Source organism: Flavobacterium cheongpyeongense, from assembly GCF_003202435.1.
GTDB classification, from domain to species: domain Bacteria; phylum Bacteroidota; class Bacteroidia; order Flavobacteriales; family Flavobacteriaceae; genus Flavobacterium; species Flavobacterium cheongpyeongense.
This window is the reverse complement of sequence record NZ_QJHK01000011.1, coordinates 1-23,208: the sequence shown is the minus strand read 5'-3', so window position 1 is coordinate 23,208 and position 23,208 is coordinate 1. Positions and strand designations below refer to the sequence as shown.

17 protein-coding genes and 1 pseudogene are annotated in these 23,208 nt (G+C 33.6%); 15 read left to right on the top strand and 3 right to left on the bottom strand.

Annotated elements, in window-relative coordinates; all coding sequences use genetic code 11:
- Nucleotides 1–67: 67 nt before the first annotated feature.
- The 8 genes and pseudogenes from ileS (at nucleotide 68) to DMB65_RS13005 (ending at nucleotide 14,473) form a co-directional block, all read left to right on the top strand.
- On the top strand, nucleotides 68–3,469 hold the full coding sequence (gene ileS, locus DMB65_RS13050; protein WP_110307085.1) for an isoleucine--tRNA ligase: 3,402 nt from the start codon (nucleotides 68–70) through the stop codon (nucleotides 3,467–3,469).
- A gap of 10 nt (nucleotides 3,470–3,479) precedes the next feature.
- Entirely contained in the window at nucleotides 3,480–3,860 is a 381-nt protein-coding gene (locus DMB65_RS13045) for a TraR/DksA family transcriptional regulator (protein ID WP_110307084.1), read from the top strand.
- 88 nt (nucleotides 3,861–3,948) lie between these two features.
- On the top strand, nucleotides 3,949–4,548 hold the full coding sequence (locus DMB65_RS13040; protein WP_110307083.1) for a lipoprotein signal peptidase: 600 nt from the start codon (nucleotides 3,949–3,951) through the stop codon (nucleotides 4,546–4,548).
- Between the two features lie 140 nt (nucleotides 4,549–4,688).
- Nucleotides 4,689–7,847: a UvrD-helicase domain-containing protein gene (locus DMB65_RS13035; protein WP_110307082.1), complete on the top strand. Its 3,159-nt coding sequence runs from the start codon at nucleotides 4,689–4,691 to the stop codon at nucleotides 7,845–7,847.
- Between the two features lie 68 nt (nucleotides 7,848–7,915).
- Nucleotides 7,916–9,109 carry a glycine C-acetyltransferase gene (kbl, locus tag DMB65_RS13030; RefSeq protein ID WP_110307081.1) on the top strand — a complete coding sequence of 398 codons (1,194 nt, stop codon included), beginning with the start codon at nucleotides 7,916–7,918 and terminating at the stop codon, nucleotides 9,107–9,109.
- Between the two features lie 111 nt (nucleotides 9,110–9,220).
- On the top strand, nucleotides 9,221–10,672 hold the full coding sequence (locus DMB65_RS13025; protein ID WP_110307080.1) for an OmpA family protein: 1,452 nt from the start codon (nucleotides 9,221–9,223) through the stop codon (nucleotides 10,670–10,672).
- Between the two features lie 83 nt (nucleotides 10,673–10,755).
- Nucleotides 10,756–13,521, top strand: coding sequence for a PD-(D/E)XK nuclease family protein (locus DMB65_RS13020; RefSeq protein ID WP_110307079.1), 2,766 nt, complete (start codon nucleotides 10,756–10,758; stop codon nucleotides 13,519–13,521).
- A gap of 366 nt (nucleotides 13,522–13,887) precedes the next feature.
- Nucleotides 13,888–14,473, top strand: a pseudogene (locus tag DMB65_RS13005) (ATP-binding cassette domain-containing protein).
- A 530-nt stretch (nucleotides 14,474–15,003) separates the two neighbouring features.
- Here DMB65_RS13005 and DMB65_RS13000 read toward each other — a convergent pair.
- Both DMB65_RS13000 and DMB65_RS12995 read right to left on the bottom strand, forming a co-directional pair.
- Nucleotides 15,004–15,783, bottom strand: coding sequence for an alpha/beta fold hydrolase (locus DMB65_RS13000; protein ID WP_110307075.1), 780 nt, complete (start codon nucleotides 15,781–15,783; stop codon nucleotides 15,004–15,006).
- Between the two features lie 181 nt (nucleotides 15,784–15,964).
- A complete protein-coding gene (locus tag DMB65_RS12995; RefSeq protein WP_110307074.1) occupies nucleotides 15,965–16,768 on the bottom strand; it encodes a TIGR00266 family protein in 804 nt (267 codons plus the stop codon).
- Nucleotides 16,769–16,975: 207 nt separating this feature from the next.
- Between DMB65_RS12995 and DMB65_RS12990 the strand changes: the two genes are divergently transcribed.
- Both DMB65_RS12990 and DMB65_RS12985 read left to right on the top strand, forming a co-directional pair.
- Entirely contained in the window at nucleotides 16,976–17,332 is a 357-nt protein-coding gene (locus DMB65_RS12990) for a hypothetical protein (RefSeq protein ID WP_110307073.1), read from the top strand.
- An 88-nt stretch (nucleotides 17,333–17,420) separates the two neighbouring features.
- On the top strand, nucleotides 17,421–17,942 hold the full coding sequence (locus tag DMB65_RS12985; RefSeq protein ID WP_110307072.1) for a ferritin: 522 nt from the start codon (nucleotides 17,421–17,423) through the stop codon (nucleotides 17,940–17,942).
- 56 nt (nucleotides 17,943–17,998) lie between these two features.
- On the opposite strand, the gene DMB65_RS12980 is transcribed toward DMB65_RS12985, so the two are convergent.
- Nucleotides 17,999–19,291 (bottom strand): aminopeptidase P family protein, encoded by a 1,293-nt coding sequence (locus DMB65_RS12980; RefSeq protein WP_110307071.1) that lies wholly within the window; start codon nucleotides 19,289–19,291, stop codon nucleotides 17,999–18,001.
- Between the two features lie 483 nt (nucleotides 19,292–19,774).
- Between DMB65_RS12980 and DMB65_RS12975 the strand changes: the two genes are divergently transcribed.
- The 5 genes from DMB65_RS12975 to DMB65_RS22155 all read left to right on the top strand — a co-directional run bounded on the left by DMB65_RS12975 (nucleotide 19,775) and on the right by DMB65_RS22155 (nucleotide 23,101).
- Entirely contained in the window at nucleotides 19,775–20,380 is a 606-nt protein-coding gene (locus DMB65_RS12975) for a hypothetical protein (protein WP_110307070.1), read from the top strand.
- Between the two features lie 396 nt (nucleotides 20,381–20,776).
- Entirely contained in the window at nucleotides 20,777–21,337 is a 561-nt protein-coding gene (locus tag DMB65_RS12970; protein WP_110307069.1) for a hypothetical protein, read from the top strand.
- 57 nt (nucleotides 21,338–21,394) lie between these two features.
- Nucleotides 21,395–21,943 carry a hypothetical protein gene (locus DMB65_RS12965; RefSeq protein WP_110307068.1) on the top strand — a complete coding sequence of 183 codons (549 nt, stop codon included), beginning with the start codon at nucleotides 21,395–21,397 and terminating at the stop codon, nucleotides 21,941–21,943.
- A 103-nt stretch (nucleotides 21,944–22,046) separates the two neighbouring features.
- A complete protein-coding gene (locus tag DMB65_RS12960) occupies nucleotides 22,047–22,892 on the top strand; it encodes a tetratricopeptide repeat protein (RefSeq protein WP_110307067.1) in 846 nt (281 codons plus the stop codon).
- A gap of 68 nt (nucleotides 22,893–22,960) precedes the next feature.
- Nucleotides 22,961–23,101 carry a hypothetical protein gene (locus DMB65_RS22155; protein ID WP_165834935.1) on the top strand — a complete coding sequence of 47 codons (141 nt, stop codon included), beginning with the start codon at nucleotides 22,961–22,963 and terminating at the stop codon, nucleotides 23,099–23,101.
- Nucleotides 23,102–23,208 lie beyond the last annotated feature (107 nt).

The following is a 23,208-nucleotide window of genomic DNA, read 5'->3' as shown; positions in this document are numbered from 1 at the left end:
TTGACTTTCGACTTTCGACTTTGACATAAATTTAGTACTTTCGCACCTCGATTAAGAAAAGGATAAAATGAGCACAAAATTTACTGAATACAAAGGACTTGACCTGCCAACAGTAGCGTCAGAAGTACTTGATTTTTGGAAGAAAGAAAATATATTTGAAAAGAGTGTAACGACTCGCGAAGGTGCAGAGCCTTATGTGTTTTTTGAAGGGCCGCCTTCAGCAAACGGATTGCCGGGAATTCACCACGTGATGGCACGTGCGATTAAAGATATTTTTTGCAGATATAAAACTCAAAAAGGTTTTCAGGTAAAAAGAAAAGCCGGTTGGGATACACACGGATTGCCTGTAGAATTAGGTACCGAAAAAGAACTTGGAATTACAAAAGAAGATATTGGTAAAACGATTTCCATCGAAGAATATAACGAAGCGTGTAAAAAAACCGTAATGCGTTATACCGACGTATGGAATGATTTGACTGAAAAAATGGGTTATTGGGTTGATATGGAAGATCCATACGTGACCTATAAACCAAAATACATGGAATCGGTTTGGTGGCTTTTAAAACAAATATACGATAAAGGTTTGTTGTACAAAGGTTATACTATTCAGCCGTATTCTCCAAAAGCAGGAACGGGATTATCTTCTCACGAAGTGAATCAGCCAGGAGCTTATAGAGATGTTACAGATACTACGATTGTAGCACAATTTAAAACATTGCCGGAAACATTGCCAAGCTTTTTACAAGGTTTTGGAGATATTCACATCTTGGCATGGACGACAACACCCTGGACATTGCCATCAAATACGGCTTTGACAGTTGGTCCAAAAATCGACTACGTTTTAGTGAAAACTTTCAATCAATATACTTTTGAGCCAATCAATGTGATTTTGGCTAAAAACTTAGTTGGAAAACAATTCGGGAAAGGATTTTTTGCAAGCGAAGACGATGCTGATTTCGAAAAAGTAAAAAACGGCGATAAACAACTTCCATATAAAATTTTAACTGAAGTAAAAGGTGCTGATTTAGTAGAAATCCGTTACGAGCAATTATTGCCTTACGCTTTACCATATCAAAATCCAGAAAACGCTTTCCGAGTAATTTCAGGAGATTTTGTTACTACAGAAGACGGAACAGGAATCGTGCACACGGCTCCGACTTTTGGTGCTGATGATGCGAAAGTTGCCAAAGAAGCAACGCCAGAAGTGCCGCCAATGTTGGTTTTAGACGAAAACGGAACAGCAGTTCCATTAGTAGATTTGCAGGGAAAATTTACTTCTCATTTGGGTGATTTGGCTGGGAAATATGTCAAAAACGAATATTACGATGCAGGTCAGGCACCAGAGCGTTCTGTTGATGTTGAAATTGCTATTCGATTAAAAGAAGAAAATAAAGCCTTTAAGGTTGAAAAATACGTCCACAGTTATCCACATAGTTGGAGAACAGATGAGCCGTTATTATATTATCCACTAGACTCCTGGTTCATTAAAGTAACCGATGTAAAAGATAGAATGTTCGACCTGAACGAAACTATCAACTGGAAGCCTAAGTCTACTGGTGAAGGACGTTTTGGGAATTGGCTTAAAAATGCCAACGACTGGAACTTATCTCGTTCTAGATATTGGGGAATTCCGTTGCCAATTTGGAGAACTGAAGACAAAAAAGAAGAAGTTCTTATTGGCTCTGTTGAAGAATTGTACAATGCCATCGAAAAATCTATCGAAGCAGGATTTCAAAAAGAAAATCCGTTCAAAGGTTTTGAAATCGGAAATATGTCTGAATCCAATTATGATTTAATCGATTTACATAAAAATGTAGTCGACGAAATTACTTTGGTTTCGGCTTCTGGCCAACCCATGAAACGCGAAAGTGATTTGATCGATGTTTGGTTTGATTCTGGAGCAATGCCTTATGCGCAATGGCATTATCCTTTTGAAAACAAAGATAAAATTGATGAGAATAAAGATTTTCCGGCTAATTTTATTGCCGAAGGAGTAGATCAGACTCGTGGATGGTTTTATACCTTACACGCTATCGGAACTTTGGTTTTTGATAAAGTTGCTTATAAAAACGTAGTTTCAAATGGTCTTGTTTTAGATAAAAACGGACAAAAAATGTCGAAACGTTTAGGAAACGCAACAGATCCTTTTGAAACCATTGCAGAATACGGTCCGGATGCAACCCGTTGGTACATGATCTCAAATGCAAATCCTTGGGATAACCTGAAATTTGATATTGAAGGAATTGCTGAGGTACGCCGTAAGTTCTTTGGAACACTTTACAATACGTATTCATTCTTTTCGTTATATGCTAATATTGATGGATTTAAATATGCAGAAGCAGAAATTCCGCTAAACGAAAGACCGGAAATCGATCAGTGGATTATCTCTGAATTACATTCTTTAATCAAATTTGTTGATGAATGTTATGAGGATTATGAGCCTACAAAAGCAACAAGAGCTATTTCTGACTTCGTTCAGGAAAATTTAAGTAACTGGTATGTTCGTTTATGCCGTCGCCGTTTCTGGAAAGGTGAATACGCTCAGGATAAGATTGCGGCTTACCAGACACTTTATACCTGTTTGCTTACAATCAGCAAATTGAGTGCTCCGGTAGCTCCTTTTTTCATGGATAAATTGTACCGCGATTTGACAATTTCTACAGGATCTGAGAATTATGCCAGTGTTCACTTGGCTGAGTTTCCAAAATTTGTCGAAAACTTTGTTAATAAAACGTTAGAAAGCAAAATGCAGAAAGCACAAACCATCTCATCTTTGGTTTTATCACTCCGTAAAAAAGAGATGATTAAAGTGCGTCAGCCTCTCCAAAAGGTAATGATTCCGGTACTTGACGATAATCAGCGTACCGAAATTGAAGCTATTTCGGACTTGATAAAAGCTGAGGTAAATGTGAAAGAAATAGAGCTTTTAGATGATGCTTCGGGTATATTAGTAAAACAGATCAAGCCTAATTTTAAGGCTTTGGGTCCCCGTTTCGGGAAAGATATGGGGTTGATTTCTAAAGAGATACAGTCTTTTTCTGCAGATCAGATTAATCAGCTAGACAAGCAGGGAACGCTGGATATTGTTATTGGCGGAAATAGTGTAACTTTATCCTTAGAAGATGTCGAAATAACATCGCAGGATATCGAAGGATGGCTGGTTGCAAATTCAAACGGAATAACAGTTGCGCTTGATATTACAATCTCCGAAGAATTAAAAAACGAAGGTATTGCGAGAGAATTAGTAAACAGAATCCAAAACATCCGTAAAGATTCAGGATTTGAGGTTACGGATAAAATTAAAATACAAATTAAAAGAAATGGTCTTTTAGAAGAGGCGGTTTCAAAAAATGAAGGCTATATTAAGTCTGAAACATTAACAGATAGCTTGACTTTTGCTGACAATTTAGAAAACGGCACAGAAATTGAGTTTGATGACATTAAAACAGTGATATTAATTTCAAAATAATATAAATACGATGATAGATGAAATTACAAGATACTCAGACGCTGATCTAGCAGAGTTCAAAGAAATAATTCAGGCAAAAATTAAAAAAGCACAAGAAGATCTTGATCTGATCAAAAGTGCTTATATGAACGATTTGAATAACGGAACAGACGATACATCCCCAACATTCAAAGCCTTTGAAGAAGGAAGTGAGACAATGTCTAAAGAAGCAAACTCGCAGTTGGCTATCAGACAGGAAAAATTCATTCGTGATTTAAAAAATGCCTTATTCCGTGTTGAAAATAAAACATACGGTATCTGTAAAGTAACAGGTAAATTAATTGGTAAAGAAAGGCTGAAAATTGTTCCTCATGCTACAATGAGTATCGAAGCTAAAAACCTGCAACGCTAATCACCTTAAATTACAAAAGATTTAACGCTCCATTTGGGGCGTTTTTTTTGATTAAATTGTTACTTTTGCCAACATTAAAAATCACTATATGTCATTAAGAAAAGCGTATCTCCTTATATTTATAATATTATTGATTGATCAGATTTCTAAAATCTACGTAAAAACAAACTTTGTTTTAGGTGAAGAGTTTCCTGTTTTTAGCTGGTTTAAAATACATTTTATTGAAAATGAAGGAATGGCATGGGGCACCAAAATTCCCGGTGAATATGGGAAATTGATTCTGACTGTGTTTAGGATTTTTGCTGTTTTCGGAATTGGATATTGGTTATACGATTCAGTAAAAAAGAAGGCTTCTGCTTATTTGGTGGTGGCTATTGCACTTATTTTTGCCGGAGCGGCAGGAAATATTCTGGATTCCGTTTTTTACGGAGTAATTTTTGATGACAGTTATCATAATTTGGCAATTCCTTTCTCTCCGGAACCTTATGGAACATGGTTTCATGGTTTAGTTGTTGATATGTTTTATTTTCCAATCTGGAAAGGCGATTTGCCCGCCTGGATACCTTTTTTTGGAGGAAAACGATTTGAATTTTTTAATGCTATTTTTAATGTGGCTGATGTAGCCATCTCTACTGGAGTTGGAATTTTGTTGGTTTTTAATAAAAGAGCTTTTCTAAAAACGACCTAATGTAACGGATTAAAAAAATCCAAATAGAAAATTCCAAATTCCAATGTTTGATGCGTTTATCGTATTCAGATATTGGAATTTGGAATTTTTGCGATATTGGTGTTTTATGTACTACTTTTACAATACAAATACCCAAACTTATGCAAAGTCCGTCTTTTTCTATTTATGATGCGTCTGCTGGTTCCGGAAAAACCTATACTTTGGTTAAGGAATATCTCAAGATTATTCTTTCTTCGCCTAAAAATGACGCTTATCGAAATATCCTTGCCATAACTTTTACAAACAAAGCGGTTCATGAAATGAAAAGCCGTATTGTTGGAAGCTTATCAGAATTTACGAAAGACGAGCCTTCGGCAAAAGCCATCGATTTGATGGAAGATTTATCCAGAGAAACAGGACTTTCTGTAATTAAAATCAAAACAAAATCCCAAAATATTATTAAGCATCTAATTCATAATTATGCTGCTTTTGATATTTCTACCATCGATAAATTTACACATAAAGTAATTCGGGCTTTTGCCCATGACCTCAATTTGCCTATGACTTTTGAGGTAACTCTGGACACCGAAAATTTGTTGATAGAAGCCGTAGATGCAATTATTGCACAAGCGGGTCAGGATGAAACGCTGACGAAGCTGTTGATTGATTTTACGATGGAAAAGACAGACGATGATAAAAGTTGGGATGTCTCGCGTGAAATTCTGGAAACAGGAAGATTGGTTCTGAACGAAAATAACCGGAATGAAATTTTGCATTTTCATGATAAATCTATTGAAGAATTTGTTGTCATTAAAAAGAAAATGTCGGTTTTGTGTGCAGATTTAGAAAGTGAAAATAATGTTTTTGCTTTGAATCTTCTTCGATTGATTGATGAAAACGGAATTGATGTAAAATCATTTTCCAGAGGAACTTTTCCGCATCACTTAGAAAGTATCCGGGATGGAAAATTTAATCCGAGAAATAAGACCTTCCATGAATTTGAAGATATTGCCATCAATAAAGCGGCAAAAGATAAAGCTTTAATAGAAAATCTTATTCCTGAATTTCTCGTTGTGCTAAGTAAAATATATAAAAATTTTGAGAAAAGAGATTTTTACAAGGCCTTCCTTAAAAACATCACTCCCCTTTCTTTACTGAATACGGTTAGTAATGAGTTGGCTAAAATCCAGTCAGAACAAAATGTTTTGTCAATTTCAGAATTCAATGCGATTATTCATCGCGAAATTCAAAATCAGCCAGCGCCATTTATTTATGAACGTCTGGGTGAACGATACCGTCACTTTTTTATAGATGAATTTCAGGATACTTCAGAGATGCAATGGCAAAATTTAATACCGCTAATTGATAATGCACTTTCTGGACAGGATGATTTTGGTAATAAAGGAACCCTTATGATTGTTGGTGATCCAAAACAATCTATTTATCGTTGGCGGGGTGGAAAAGCAGAACAGTTTATTGAGCTAAGTAAAGATGTAAATCCGTTTAATAACCCGGATAAACTAATTAAGCATTTAGATACTAATTACAGAAGTTACAGTGAAGTAATCGATTTTAATAATGCTTTTTTTAAACTAATTTCGACTGAATTCTCAAATGAAGATTATAAAAATTTATACGAAAATCATAGTTTTCAGAATACAAATTCTAAAAAAGGAGGTTATGTCAATATTTCTTTTCTCCCTCTAATTGAAAAAAGTGATTTTGACGAAGAAGAAGAATTAGAGAAGTCAGATTTATATGTCCAGTCGACTTTAAGTACGATTCAGAAAGTTATTTTTGAAGGTTTTGAATATAAAGACATTGTGGTTTTGACCCGCAAAAGAGGTCAGGGAATTACAATAGCAAATTATTTGACAGAACAAAATATCCCGCTTTTATCATCAGAAACATTAATGATTCAAAATGCTACCGAAGTGAGGCTGATTGTTCATCTGCTAAAGTATCTGAACAATAGTGTCGATCTGGAAGCAAAAGCAAATTTCCTGCATTTTCTGGCAAATACAAAAGAAATTGAAATGCCAATTCATGATTTTATTGCCGAAGGGATGAATCAAAAAAGTGAAAATGATTTTGAAAAATGGCTTTTGGCTTTTGATGTTTCGCTTTCTTTTGAAAATATTCGAAAAAAATCACTTTATGAAGCTGTTGAAATTATCATATCTAAATTTCTTCTTCCTTCTGAAGGAAATGCATATGTACAATATTTTCTGGACATTGTTCTGGAACGGGATATTCGTAATCAGGCAGGAATAGCTGATTTTTTGAATTATTGGGATAAAAACTCAGAGAAATTCAGTATTCCGTCTCCGGAAGGAAATAATGCAGTACGGATTATGACAATTCATAAATCGAAAGGTCTGGAATTTCCAGTCGTAATTATGCCTTTTGCAGAAGAAGATTATAACAGAAAACCAAAAGATAAGCTATGGTTAGATACAGAAGATGAAAATTTGGGTGTTCCAAAAGCTTTAATTGATAATAGCAGTACTGTTGAAAGTTTTGGAGAAAGTGCATCGGTTGTTTTTAATTTGAAAAAGCAAGAGGAGTTATTGGATAATATTAATGTTTTGTATGTAGCATTGACAAGGGCTGAAGAGCAATTGTATATTATTTCTCAGTCATTAAAAGAAAGAAAAGATGGTGAATTACCAAATAATATGGCCTCTTTTTTTATTAAATATTTGATGCATAGAGGGGTTTATGATTCGGAAAAACCAGCGTATGAATTTGGAAACCCAAAGAAACTTTCTCTTTCAGTAAAAACAATAGATTCTGTAAAAACAATTCCAGTAGTTTCTGAAATTTTAAATCCGAAAAATATTAAAATTGCTCAGCGGGAAGCTTTAATGTGGGGTACACATCAGCAGGAGGCAATTTCATACGGAAATATTGTACACGAGATTTTGGCTTTTGTAAAAGATAAATCGGATATAGATTTGGCTATTACAAAAGCAATTGAGAACGGATTAATAACAGATAATCAAAAAGAAATTGTTTCTAAAACGCTTCAGGAAATTGTAAATCATCCTGGAATCAGTGTTTGCTTTGATGGTAAAAATGTTGTTTTAAATGAGCAGAATATTGTTCAGAAACATGGGAAAACTTTAAAGCCTGACAGAATTGTTTTGACTAAAAACAAAGAAGCTTATTTGTTGGATTATAAAACCGGAGCCAAAAATCCTAAATATGTGAATCAAATTCAGGAATATCAAAAAGCGGTTGAAGATTTAGGATACAAAGTGTTAAAAAGGGTATTGGTATACATAGGAACCGAGATCGATGTGGTAAATTTGGGATAAAATTAATCAGCGTTAAATGTTAAATAAGTTTATAAATTGTTGATTTTTAAAATATTAAAGTCATTAAAATGTACGGAAAAATTAAGGAGTATCTGCAAAGCGAGTTGGAGAATATCGAAGAAAACGGGATTTTTAAAAAAGAACGTATTATAACTTCAGCACAGGATGCTGAAATTACTATTTCAACAGGAGAAAAGGTTTTAAATTTTTGTGCTAATAATTATTTAGGGCTTTCTTCACACCCTGAAGTTATTCAGGCAGCAAAAGATACAATGGACACATATGGTTTCGGGATGTCATCGGTTCGTTTTATTTGTGGGACACAGGATATTCATAAAACATTGGAAAAAAAAATAGCGGACTTTTATGGTACAGAAGAGACGATTCTTTATGCAGCCGCATTTGACGCCAATGGTGGAGTCTTTGAACCGCTGTTAGGCGAAAATGACGCTATAATTTCAGATAGTTTAAATCATGCGTCTATTATTGATGGCGTTCGTTTGTGCAAAGCGGCTCGTTATCGCTATGAAAATAGCAATATGGCAGATTTGGAACAGCAATTAATTAAGGCGAATGAAGCTGGAGCACGTTTTAAACTAATTGTTACGGACGGGGTTTTTTCTATGGACGGGCTAGTAGCTCCGCTGGACAAAATCTGTGATTTAGCAGATAAATATGATGCACTGGTAATGGTCGATGAATGTCATGCTGCAGGATTTATTGGTGCAACCGGAAAAGGAACTCTTGAAGCAAAAGATGTCATGGGGAGGGTTGATATCATAACCGGTACACTTGGTAAAGCTCTTGGTGGTGCTATGGGAGGATATACAACTGCCAAAAAAGAAATTATTGAATTATTGCGCCAGCGTTCTCGCCCTTATTTGTTTTCAAATTCTTTAGCACCTGCCATTGTTGGTGCATCAATTAAGGTTTTCGAACTTTTAGAAAAAGATACTTCTTTAAGGGATAGATTAGAATGGAATACCAATTATTTTAAGGAAGGAATGAAAAAAGCAGGCTTTGATATTATAGATGGCGATTCTGCAATTGTTCCTGTTATGCTATATGATGCAAAGTTATCTCAAACCATGGCTAATGAACTTCTTAAACAAGGAATTTATGTCATAGGATTCTTTTTTCCCGTAGTACCGAAGGAAAAAGCACGCATTAGAGTACAATTGTCTGCAGCCCATTCTAAAGAACATTTAGACAGAGCAATCAATGCTTTCGTGTTAGTTGGAAAAATGTTAAAAGTTATATAATTATCATTTTATAATATTTTTGTAGGTTTTTTTTAACATAACATTTTGTATTTAAAAAATTAGGTGTTACTTTTGTCTGTAATTAACTAAATTGTAATTAAATAAAATAGTATGAAACATCTTAACAAACTTTTTGTTGCTGTGTTAATGGCGATGGGCTTAAATGCTCACGCACAGGACAGTAACAATCCATGGGCTATATCTTTTGGGGTTAATGCCGTTGATACCAGAACAAGTTCTGGGTCAGGAAGTGGTTTCTTTGAACAACACTTTTCTCAGCCATTTGCTGTAAAAGATAACTGGAATATTCTTCCTTCTTTATCTTACATTGGTGTAAATAGATATGTAGGTAGCGGTTTTTCTGTTGGTTTGCAAGGTTCTGTAAACAAAATTGAAAAATATGTTATTTTTGATCCATTAAATGCAACTGCAGATTCAAGAGGGAATTATGTTGACAATCCAGGGGATTTAATGTATTATGGCATTGATGCTACTATCAAATATAGCTTCCAGGAATTGATTAAATCTAAAGTAATTGATCCTTCGTTGTCTGTTGGTGGAGGTTATACTTTCTTTGGTGATAGCAGTTTTGGGACTTTTAATCCTGGTCTTGGTTTAACTTTCTGGTTTACAGATGCTATTGGTCTTGAACTTGCTTCAAGATATAAATGGTCATTTGGTGATAGAGAAGAAGCTAATGGAGTTACTCCAGATGCTCCGTCTCACTTTCAGCATACTGCTGGTTTAGTTTTCAAATTTGGTGGTAAAGATACTGATGGAGACGGAATTTATGATAAAGATGATGCTTGTCCGGAGGTTGCTGGTTTGAAACAATTCAACGGATGTCCTGATACTGATGGAGACGGAATTGTTGATGGTAGTGATGCTTGTCCAGATGTGTTTGGTTTAGCTGCTTTAAACGGATGTCCTGATACAGACGGAGACGGAATCGCTGATAAAGATGATGCTTGTCCGGATGTTGCAGGTTTAGCTTCTTTAAAAGGTTGTCCAGATGCAGACGGAGACGGAATCGCTGATAAAGACGATAAATGTCCTACAGAAGCTGGGCCAAGAGAAAATGGTGGTTGTCCTTTCTTAGATGCTGACAAAGATGGCGTTTTAGATAAAGATGATGATTGTCCTACAGTTGCTGGTCCTGCTAGTAACAGAGGTTGTCCTGAAATCACTACAGAAGCTTTAGAAGAACTTAAAGTTCAGGCAAGAGCGGTTTACTTTAATTCAGGAAAAGCTACTTTCAAAACAGGAGACAAAGAAACTCCAGCTAGGTTGGATGCCATCAAAGAAATTCTTAAAAACTATCCAAATGCGAAATTCAGTATTGAAGGGCACACAGATAGCGATGGTTCAGCTAAAGTTAATCAAAAACTTTCTGAAGACAGAGCTGCTGCTGTTAAAAATGCCTTAATCGAAAGAGGTGTTAATGCAGAAAACTTAGAGTCTAAAGGATTTGGATCTACTCAACCAGTTGCAAGTAATAAAACTGCTGCAGGTAAAGCACAAAACAGAAGAACTGAAATCAAACATATTGGTTCTAAGTTCTAATTATAAAGGTAAACTGTAGTTTATTTTTCTAAATAATTTTAAAAAGCCATTCTTAATTGAATGGCTTTTTTTATTTTTATCATATGATAAATACTTCTTTTTTAGAAAAAATTGCAGCTACTATAATTCAGGATTACTCTGATAGGTTATTTGAAATTACTATTGTACTTCCTAACAAAAGAGCGAAGGTTTTTTTAATCGAAGCGTTAAGGAAACAAATTCATCAAACTATTTTTTCTCCGTATATTCTTTCAATTGAAGATTTTGTACAGGAAATAGCCTCTATTCGTTCTGTTGATTCAATCGAGCTATTGTTTGAATTTTATGAAGTTTATCTTTCAGTTACAGAAAAGCAACAACAACAATCATTTGAATTATTTGCCAATTGGGCAAAAACACTTCTTCAGGATTTTAATGAAATTGATCGTTATCTTTTAGAGCCATCACATGTTTTGTCTTACTTAAAAGATATTGAAGATATTAAAAAGTGGGGGATTGAAGTTGAAAATAAAACCAGACTCCTTGAGAATTATATTGATTTTTGGAAATTGCTGCCAATTTACTATGAAGCTTTATACAGTCATTTGCTAAATAAAGGTTTCGGTTATCAGGGATTGATCTATCGTGAGGCAGTAAAGAACCTAAATCATTTTTCAAATACAATTTCGGGTAAAACCTTTGTTTTTGCGGGCTTTAATGCTTTAAATGCAGCTGAAGAAAAAATAGTACAGCACCTTTTAACCCTTGATCAGGCAAAAATTTACTGGGACATAGATCAGACTTTTTTAAATGACCCTTATCACGATGCAGGTCTTTTCGTTCGACGATTTAAAGAAAGCTGGAAACATTATAAATCGAATCCATTTGAGTGGATTACGGATGATTTTTCTCAGTCAAAGAATATTCAGGTAATAGGAACTCCAAAAACGATTGGTCAGGCAAAACTTTCGGGAAGTATTATTGAAAATATATTAAGGTATAATCCGGACTCTTCCCTTGATAAGGTGGCTATTGTCCTTGGTGAAGAGAATTTATTGCTGCCTGTTTTATATGCTCTTCCAAATTCTGTTGGGGCGCTAAATATTACTATGGGTTATTCCGGTAAAAATAATCCGTCACAAATTTTAATTGCAAAATTGTTCAAAATGCATACAAATGCACTTTCCAGAAATGGGGCGAGTTATGTTTTTTATTACAAAGATGTACTTGATATCCTGACTCATCCGCTGATTGAACCTTTTGCTAAAACAAGTCAATTGGTTAAAATTATAAAAGAAAATAATTATACTTTTATTACCTATTCCAGATTAAATGAACTCAATTTAAATCCTTCCGGATTATTTAGTCTGCTGTTTCAAAAATGGGAGAATGGATCTTTAGCAGTGCTCGAAAGTATTTCGTCACTTTTACTTTTGATAAAAGAAAATTTCAGTAATGACAATGAGGAAGAAAAAATAGCAAAAACCTTTGTATTCTCCATTTTTAAAGTTATCAATAAGCTGATCAATTATTATTCCCGGCATATTCATATAGATAATATCCAGACTTTATATGCAATTTATAAACAGGTAATAGATGTTGCCGAAGTTTCGTTTGAGGGAGAACCTTTAAATGGCTTACAAATTATGGGGGTTTTGGAAAGCCGTGTCCTTGATTTTGATACAGTAATTGTAACTTCTATGAATGAAGGGAAATTCCCGGCTGGAAAATCTCAAAATTCTTTTATTCCATATGATGTAAAAAAGGAGCTTGGTTTGCCAACCTTCAAAGAAAAGGATGCAATATATACCTATCATTTTTATCACCTGTTGCAAAGAGCCAAAAATATTTTCCTAATTTATAATACGGAAAATGATGGATTGGACGCTGGGGAACGCAGTCGTTTTGTAACACAGTTAGAAGTAGAAAAACAACCTAAGCATAATTTAACTTTTGATATTTACAATCCGGTTTTACCTGCAACGGCTTATAAACCAATATCGGTTCCAAAGTCAGATGCGGTCATGCAGCGTTTGAAAGAGATAGCTGCGACAGGATTTTCTCCTTCAGCTTTGACTAGTTATATCCGGAATCCGATCGATTTTTATTTTCAAAAAATACTTCGTATCCGTGAAGTCGAAGAGGTCGAAGAAAATATTGCATTAAATACATTAGGAACCATTATTCACGGGACGCTGGAGGCTTTATATACGCCTTTTATTGGCAAATTTATTTCTGAGGAAGATATTTCCAATTGTTTTAAGTTATTAGACGATGAAGTTTTAAGACAGTTTAAATTAGTTTATAAAGAAGGGGAAATTAAGAAAGGTCGTAATCTTCTGGCTTTTGAAGTTGCAAAACGAAATGTTTCTAATTTTTTAAAAATGGAATTAGAAGGAATTAAAAATGGCGATGCAATTAAAATTATTGCTTTAGAAAAAACTTTTGAGCGAGAACTGAAAAATCCAAAGCTGCCATTTCCTGTTTTGATAAAAGGGAATGTAGACAGAATTGAATTACGCAACGGAAAGATAAGGATCGTCGATTATAAGACAGGAAAAGTTGAAAAAGCTAATGTTGTTCTAAAATCATGGAACGGATTGGCTAAGGAGCTTAAAAACGACAAAATTATTCAGGTGCTGGCATATTCTTTTATGTTTGAAAAAGAAGCAGGCGAATTTCCTGTTGAAGTAGGGATTATTTCTTTTAAAAATTTGAAGTCTGGTTTTTTACCATTCGGTTTTAAAGAAGATAAAGACTTAAACAGTACCGTTACCAGAGAAACTTTAAAAAACTATTTGAATGAAATGATATTGTTATTAAATGAGATTTTTGATCCAAATATTCCTTTCGAAGAAAAAATAAATTAATATCAGAAAGCTGTTAAACATATTCGAGTTTTTTAAGACCACATTAGGTATTAATTCGGTGGTATGTTCTATTGCTGTTTTGTTAGGTGGCTTTGATTATTTTTTTATAATGTTTTTGAGTTTTGGTTTTTTAATGAGTATTGGTTTCAAAGAATTTTACAGGAAAAGTGATTACATATTTTATTCAAATAACAGAGTTCCTAAAATTCAGCTTTGGGTATTCAGTTATGTTTTTACCTTTCTCACAACAATTTTAGTTGGGTTCATGATTTTTTTAATAAGGAAATTATTTTGAAAAAACATATTTTAGAAGTCGATGGTATTCAGAAGAGGTTTGATGAAAAAGTAATACTTTCAGATGTCTACATGAAATGTGAAACATCTGAAGTTGTCGGTTTATTAGGAAGAAACGGTTCGGGTAAATCTACTTTGTTCAAATATGGAAGCTCCCAATAAATGTATCCGTATTAATGGAATTTCAAAAAATAAAGCAATTGATTTGTTTAATGAAATTAGTTATTTGCATCAGAATCAATTTATTCCGAATTATTTATCTGTTAAAAAAGCCATTTCTCTATCGATTGACGCTAAGAGAATTAAAGATTTTTGTGAGGATGAATTTATCAGATCTATTTTAAATAAAAAAATAAATTACCTGTCAGGTGGTGAACTCCGCTATTTGGAAATCAAAATAGTGTTGTGTAATTCCTCAGAATTTGTTTTGTTAGATGAGCCTTATAATGGATTGTCGCCAATTATGACTGATGCTGTCAACGAATTGATAAAAGCAAGTAAACACAGGAAAGGAATAATCATTACCGATCATGATTATCAAAATGTAATCAAAATTTCTACCCGGTTAGTTTTGATTAAAGATGGTACAGTACACAATGTAAATAAGAAAGAAGATCTTATTGCGAAAGGTTATTTGTCTGCAGTAGCCATTTTGTAATTCCATTTGCTTCTAGAATATCTTGACTCTATAAATAGAAATTAAGTTTTGTTGTTATATCTGATTGTTTTTTAATGAGATATGAATTTTTATTTGAATTTTTTACATAGTTCATTTTAAAAAAGAAAAATAAATATATTATAAATAAAAGCTCATGTTTTGTGTTTTTTTTAATAGTAATTCATTTAATAGTTAAATTTATTCAAATATCTTTGTCGCATAAAAAAAACTATTTTTATAAATATGACACAAGATGTCAATTAAATGACTAAGATTTTGCCCCCGATAATGAAAAAAGGCTGCTTCATTCTTGTATGAACAGCCTTTTTTAAATTTATAAATACCAGTTAAAGTGCTATTCGATTCAATTTCCTTATATCGATTCTTCAACAGGATTTATGTTGTAGTATTGGTATCACTCAAAAGTGAACCGAAATTAAATTTCAACAAAAAAACAAGGTATATAACGGTATTGTTTTTCAGAGACAAAAAAATACTTTTGTCAAATAATGATAAGAGGTTCTGAAGTTTTAGGTTGTGAAAAAATCAAGCAAAACAGTTTTCAATTCCTCCTTGTTCTCAATCTGGCTCATATGGCCATCTTCAAAAGAAACTAATTTTGCCGTCGTATTCTCAATTTGAGATATACTTTCTTCATAATTTAGAACAGGGTCTTTTTTTCCCAATATCAGTAAAACAGGAAAAAGATTCCTTTGTAAAAGAGTTTCTCTATTCTTTCTGATTTTCATTCCTTCTAGTGAAGCGACAATTCCCTGTAAAGACGTTTTCAATGCTTCTGTTTTTACTTTTTCAATTTCTATTGCCAGACGTGCACGGTTATTTTCACTGAATAAATTTGCAATTGCCAGGCTAACAAAATTCACATAATTTTGTTTTACTGCTTTAATAGCGCGTGTTCTGTTTAGTTTTTTCTCGGTACTGTCTTCTTTGGAAGTAGAATTCAGTAAAACCAGTTTTTGTACTTTTTCCGGATACAATTCGGCGAAAGCCAAAGCAATATAGCCACCCATTGAATGTCCGACAATAATAGTTTTTGGAATATTTAAATGATTGAGAACCTCATGAACCACATTTGCATTTTCTTCCATTGAATGTACATAGCCTAAACATTCTGACTCGCCATGACCTAATAAATCAATGGTAATCACACGGTAATTTGCTGAAAAATGAGCGACATAATCCTGCCACATTTTTTTGTTTTCCAGAAAACCGTGAAGTAAAACAATTGTTGATTCTTCGCCTGAATCAGTATAAGATATTTTGGTGTTTTTGTATAAAAGAGTTTTCAAAATAGAATTTTAAAATATAATGCAAAGATATGAAAACCATATTTTAGGTAAGAAATTAAGTTCAATGAATGCAATACGGGATACTCTGTGTTATAATTATATTTATAGTATTTTATATTTTGATATAAATAAAATGACCTCCATTTCTGAAAGCCATTTTAAAGTGTTTTATTACAGAGATTTAAAATCGGTTATCTCCATCCAAAAGATTTCCTAATCCGCCAAGCAGACTTCCTTCATCACGGCTATTTCCGCCAGATCTTGGTGCTGATGCAATGATGCGGTCGGCTAATCTGGAGAAGGGTAATGATTGTATGTAAACCGTTCCGGGACCTTTTAAAGTAGCATAAAATAAACCTTCGCCACCAAAAATTGAATTCTTGATGCCGCCAATAAACTCAATATCGTAATCGATGTCTTTTGTAAAACCAATAATACATCCCGTATCTACTTTCAATACTTCACCATGACCTAATTCTTTTTTTGCCATTGTACCGCCCGAATGTACAAAAGCCATTCCGTCGCCTTCTATTTTCTGCATAATAAAACCTTCACCGCCAAATAAACCTCGGCCTAGTTTCTGAGAGAATTCTATCCCAACAGAAACACCCTTGGCAGCACATAAAAACGAACTTTTTTGACAGATAAATTTACCCTGAAATTCGGTTAAATCAATCGGAAGGATTTTGCCGGGATATGGAGATGCAAACGAAACTTTGCTTTTAGTGTTGCCCTGATTTAAAAATGCCGTCATAAACAAGCTTTCGCCTGTAAGGACTCTTTTTCCGGCATTCAGCAGTTTGCCAAACAAACCTGATCCCTGCTGCTGGGAACCATCGCCAAATATGGTTTCCATTTGAATGTTGTTTTCCATCATCATAAAACTGCCCGCTTCGGCAATGACAATTTCCTGTGGGTCTAGTTCGATTTCCACATATTGCATTTCTTCTCCAAAAATTTGGTAATCTATTTCGTGTGCCTGCATGATTTTAATAAATTTAGTTTCAAAATAAGTCTAATGATCCTCAGAAATGTTACAGTATTATCATAATGAGTTGTTTTTTAGGATATAAATTCAGCAAATAATATTATTTTTAAAAATAAAAATAATATTTGTTATTTTAAATTAGTCTTAATTATGTGTTTATTTCGTTTAAATTCTATATTTTTGTACCATATTAATTTTATCAGAATGGCATTAGTTAGCGATTTGACCACCAAAGTATTATTTGAAACCGAAAAAGGATACAGTTATCAATGTGATTTGACCAACAGCATCATTATTAATTTTGTTGATACCGTGTCAAGTTATAAGATTCATGATTTTTTGATTTTTCAAAAAAAGGTTAACAACGTTGATATCCTCAATATGCTTTATGATTTATCTGATCAGTCGGATGCCCAGCTCATCGAAACTACAAAAAGAAATTTTTCAAGAAACCTTACCATTTGCGAAATAGTGCAGCTTCGGGAATTACTAAACGGAACGAAATTTACCCTGAATCTGCATTCTATGCTTTGTAATATCCTGAATGCCGATTTGGTTTGATGTTTACTTAGAATAAATCCAAATTTTCAAGTCCATACGGCTGCCTTTTTTAATTTTTGTAACTTTACACATATAAAAATTAAAGATTATGAAAGATTTACTTAGAACAAGCACTTCTTTAGTTGAAGGAGTACAAAATATACTAAACTTACAGGCAAAGATAGAAAGTGACGCTTCTAACAAATATTTAGCTATGGCGGCATGGCTCGATAGAAACGGTTTTGAAAATACAGCATCCTATCTATACAAACAGGCAGAGGAAGAAAGAGAACATTTTCTAAAAATTTTCAGATACATTACGGATATGGGCGGGATTGCAGTAACGCCATCTGTTCCGGAAGTGCAGCAGGAATTTGCTTCTTTCAGAGAAGTATTTGAAATCGCTTTGCAAAATGAAATTGCGGTTACACACGCTATCAATAAAGTGATTGCAAAATGCAGGGCAGAAAATGATTATGCTACAGAAGATTTTATGATGTGGTATGTGGCCGAGCAAAGAGAAGAGGAGAAAAATGCCAGAAGAGCTTTAGAGCTTTTTGAACTGATCAACGAAAACGAAGCTACAGGCAAATTTGAATTAGATGTGCAAATAGCAAAAATCGGAGAATAACCGATTTATAAAAATAAAAAAGCCCTTAATATGTAAAGTATTAAGGGCTTTTTTATTTATGCATTCATCAAAGTTTCAATTTCATCGACTTCAACCGGAATATTGCGCATCAAATTAAAAGGTTCTCCTTTTTCCTGAATCACGACATTGTCTTCCAGACGGATTCCGAATTTCTCTGCCGGAATGTAGATTCCCGGTTCAACCGTAAAAACCATATTGGCTTTCATAGGTTCGTGAAGCAATCCATAATCGTGCGTGTCCAATCCCATGTGATGAGAAGTTCCGTGCATGAAATATTTTTTATAGGCTGGCCAGTCCGGATTTTCGTTTTGAACATCGGCTTTGTCAATCAAACCCAAACCTAATAATTCAGAAGTCATGATTTTACCCACTTCAACATGGTATTGTTTCCAAAGCGTTCCTGGCGTCAGCATTTTTGTCGCTTCATTTTTTACTCTCAAAACCGCATTGTAAACTGCTTTTTGTCTTTCTGAGAATTTTCCCGAAACCGGAATCGTTCTCGTCATATCGCTGGAATAATTCGCATATTCAGCAGCAACATCCAGTAAAATCAAATCTCCGGCTTTACATTGCTGATTGTTTTCGATATAATGCAAAACGTTGGCATTGTTTCCCGAAGCAATAATGGGCGTATAAGCAAAACCTTTCGAGCGGTTACGGATGAATTCATGAATCAGTTCAGCTTCAATTTCATATTCCGTAACATTAGGTTTCACGAACGAAAGCAATCTGCGGAAACCTTTCTCGGTAATATCACAGGCATGCTGAATCAAATCGATTTCTTCACTTTCTTTTACAGAACGAATGCGTTGCAAAATTGGATTGCTTTTGGCCACATTATGTGCTGGGTATTTATCTTTCCACCATTTTACAAAACGGGCTTCGCGAGTTTCAGTTTCAACAGCTGCTCGGTAATGCTCGTTGGTGTTGATGTACATCGTATCGGCATACGTCATCATTTCGTTCAAAATTTTATGAAAATCCTGCAGCCAGTAAACCGTTCTGATTCCCGAAACCTGAAAAGCACGTTCTTTAGTCAGTTTTTCACCTTCCCAAATGGCGATATGCTCGCTGGTTTCTTTCAGGAAAAGCATTTCTTTCTGGTTTTCATAAGGAGCATCCGGAAACAAAAGCAAAATACTTTCTTCCTGATCCACACCACTCAGGTAAAAAATATCCCTGTGCTGTGCAAAAGGCATCGTGCTGTCGGCACTAATTGGGTAAATGTCATTCGAGTTGAAAACAGCAACGCTGTTCGGTTTCATTGCTTCCGTAAATTTTCTGCGGTTTTTTACAAAAAGAGCACTGTTTATTTGATGATATTTCATAATTGTTTCATTTTGGAACTTATAATTTCAAAATTACATATTTTAAGTAATCAACGTAAAATTGATTTCTTAAAGTTTTATTATTTGTTTGAGGTTTTTTTATTCGTTCTAATTTTAACCGCAGAGTTCGCTAAGGTTTACGCAAAGCACGCAAGTTTTTTTTGCTCGCAAAGTCGCAAAGTCGCAAAGTTTTTCTCAATCTTGTCATCTGAGGAACCAAGAATCTCCACAATCAAAATCGCCAATTCTTAATTAGTAAATTAATTGGAATTTGGAATTTTTAAAATTGGAATTTAGAAATATTTGGGCATGTCCCAAAGACCGGGCTTTCGGCTATATCTTTTATTTCACAGTCGCTTCATAAAAGGATACCGCCTCAATCCCTCACGCGAATTTTGGTTTAATGAGAAATTTATTGTTCATAATTGAAAATGTATTTAACAGTGTGATTTTGTATATTGTCATGATTTTGATTTTATAAAAATGAAAGAACTGCTAATTGAAAGTAAAGGAATACGAACCGATCAATATTTTATACCGCCTTTTGAGTTAAGAGAAGGTGATTTGGTCTTAATTCATTTGGATTGCCATGTTGCTTCTTCATATATCGAAGAAAAATTAATTGCTATTTTGGCGGGAAAAGAAAAACATAAAAATGTTAGGATTAACAAACCTCATACTTTTGTAAAACATTTTAGAGAATCAAGATTTAAAGACAGGCTTTTACCCGCTACAGTAGGCGAATATTTATCTAAAAAAGCTAATCCCAAAAGTGAATTTGCTAATAAGATCTATGAAATCGATTGGATTAATAAAGGCATAAAAATAAAGAAACTTGCAGGAAATACTAGAAAATTAATTTCGTTGTATTCCGTATTATCAAAAACAAATAATATTATTTTTGATCTGGCGGCACAGGATTTTGAAGGTATGGAACATGCTGCTAAAATTGTAAAAGACGAAATAGGGAACAATGGATCAGCAATATTGATTGAGCAGAATGATTATTTGAAAAAGTACAGCACAAAATATATAAAAATTGAATGGTTTATAGATTTAGATGAATATGAAAAGAAATTTAAATTTTAAATCCAAAATCCGATAGTGCAGATTTGTTATTCGTGTCCGAAACTATAATCAAACCAGAATATGATATAATTCTATGACAAAACGTTTAGTCATTATTTTTTTTATAACAACAGTATTGTTAGTTCTGCTTCATGGAATTTTTAGAATATATGAAGTTTTTTATCCATCCTACTTTAATCAAACAGAATATACTCAAACTGTATTTATTGGAAATGGGAAGATACTTGAAAAACATGAATTATTGTTTTACGGATTTACTAGTTTTAAAGTTTTAACTGTTAGTATAATTCTGAGCGTGATTATTTGCAGTTTTAAATTAATAAAAAAGTAGAAACTAAAATTTCAATATCTATAACAAATCCCAAACCCACAAGTCTTTAAAACAAACCGAAATTTATGAAACCAAAAACCATTTGCTTAATCGGACTTTTCTTTTTTGTTCTGAGTTACGTGATGTTTTCAAACAGTGCTGCTTTTGAGTATTTCAAAAAACCTGTTGATTTTGCACATTGGTTTAATTTAATCGGGGCTTGTTTGTTATTGTCATTCAATCATGTGTTTCCAAAAAACAGATTAAATGCGGTTGCTTCTGTTATTACAACTTTAGGAGTTGTGGCTCACATTGGGCTTTGTACCATCGATTTTATCATGTGGAGTTATGGTGACAACGACGCTGCAAAAGCTGCGTTGAGCGAACATTTAAGCAATACGCCATCCATTTTGTTTCCGTTTGTTGTTGTGGGACCCTCGCTTCTTTTTGTTGGTTTGGCAACTCATGCTGGAAACTTTATCAAAACCAATACGGTAAGTGCTTTAATGGTTATAATTGGAGCGCCATTGGTTGGGTTTTCATTTTTTGTGTTGAAAAACGGAATTTTAATGTTTTTGAGTTGTCTTGTTTTTGTTACAGGATTGAGTTTCTTACTTTTTAAAAATGAAACAAAAAGTATTTTATAAATGAAATTATTTCGAAAGAGTTGTACCAATTAAATCAACCTAATTAAGTGCTGCATAATGGAATATTACATACTTGATGAAGTGGCTGGAAATCAAGATATACCCTATATTGGAGAATTGCCGGAAGAATTAGATATGATAAACGTGATTATGGGAAAACCGCTTTCATTGAATCTTCCGATTCGGCTCCCTGTAAAAATAGACGATGAATCTGTAGTGGTATACCCTGATATGATGACTGCAGATATTCCTTTGTTTTCGAAAAAATTAAAAAACCTGCTCGATGGTTTAGGAATCAATAATATTAATTATTTCCCGGTGGAGCTTTTCGATGAAGCTTCTGGAAAAGTGGTAGCCCATTATTATCTGGGAATAATAAATGGATTGATCAAATGTCTTAAAAGTGGTGTTGAAACCAGTCCCGCAGGAAGACGTATAATAAAAAATCCGATTATCGATCCAACCCTCACAGATGGGCAGATGCTTTTTCGATTGTATGAGCGCCCATTACTGATAATAATAGATTCTTATGTAAAAGAAGGAATTGAACGAGCAGGTCTGCAGTGGGTTTCGGTCATAAAAACAGAGGATTACATTAGTTTGTAAGTTTTTTTACAGTTTAGGATTCTGTTTTGTTATTTGTAAGAATGAATGTATAAAATAGAAACGAATTCTATATATTTGGAATCAGATTTTAACCCTCTCAAATATGAAACAGGTTTTTACTTTTCTAATTTTAATTTTAGTATCTGGTCTTTCTGCACAAAACAGTCTTCAGTTTGATAAAAAGTATGTAGAATGCGAAGATAAATGGGTAGCCTTTCCTGCAGACAGTACTGGAGCATATAATTTCGGATTCATATACATTGATGCTCAGGCAGGATTAACATTAGAATATGAAGGTTTTTTTAAAATTGATAAAACGGGCAAATTTATCACAGATAAAAAGGAGAAGACAAGTTCGATGAAATATCGATTACAGCCAAATAATAACTTAGTGGCAGTTATTCCCGAATCAAAATTTACAGAGTTATATATTCAAAAAACACCGGACTGGCTCAAAATTTATAAAGAAGGAGAGGATTCAATAGAACGGCTTTACAGGTGGGGCTTTATGTACAACGGCTGGAATGAATGCGAAAAAGCACTTGAATATCTGGAAAAAGCAAATAAAATTGATCCCGGACACAAAGGGCTTCGTGTTGAGCTGGCTTATTCGTATAATTGTTTAAAACAGTACCAAAAAGCGGTTGATGTTTTAAAACTGGCGTTAAAAACCGCTCCTCTGGATGCGTACACCAATAAAGAATTAATTTATGCTCAAACCAAAATTGATAAATTGGAAGATGCTAAAATTGTTTGTCGAAAAGTTATTAATCAATGCAGGGATAAGACCTATAATTCTGAAAATGCATACAATATTTTACAAGCTTATTATATCAAAAAAGATATTGAAAATTTTAATAGTTGGTTCGCAGAAGTAAATTTAGATTTAATGAGCAATGAAAAAATTAAGTCTTTAGCCGAACAAATGAAGACGGAATTGAAACAATAAAGACATGAGTTTTTTTAGTCATTATTAGATATTTGTATATTTAAATTTCTAAATATCAATCAAGTTAAATGAAAAAGAAATCTACACTAAAAAAGATTTTAGAAACCATTTGGATAACGGCAGGAATATTATTTACCGTTTGGTTATTCTATTCTTATAATGCAAAAAATGTAGATGAAACATATTTTCAAAACATTGTTGTCCGATAAAAAAGAAGCCAAATTAATGGCTTCTTAAAAAACATCGTAATTTAGAGTTGCAAAATTCAAATAACGATGGGTAAAAATAAGTATTTTTCGACTAAATCTGTTTTCGG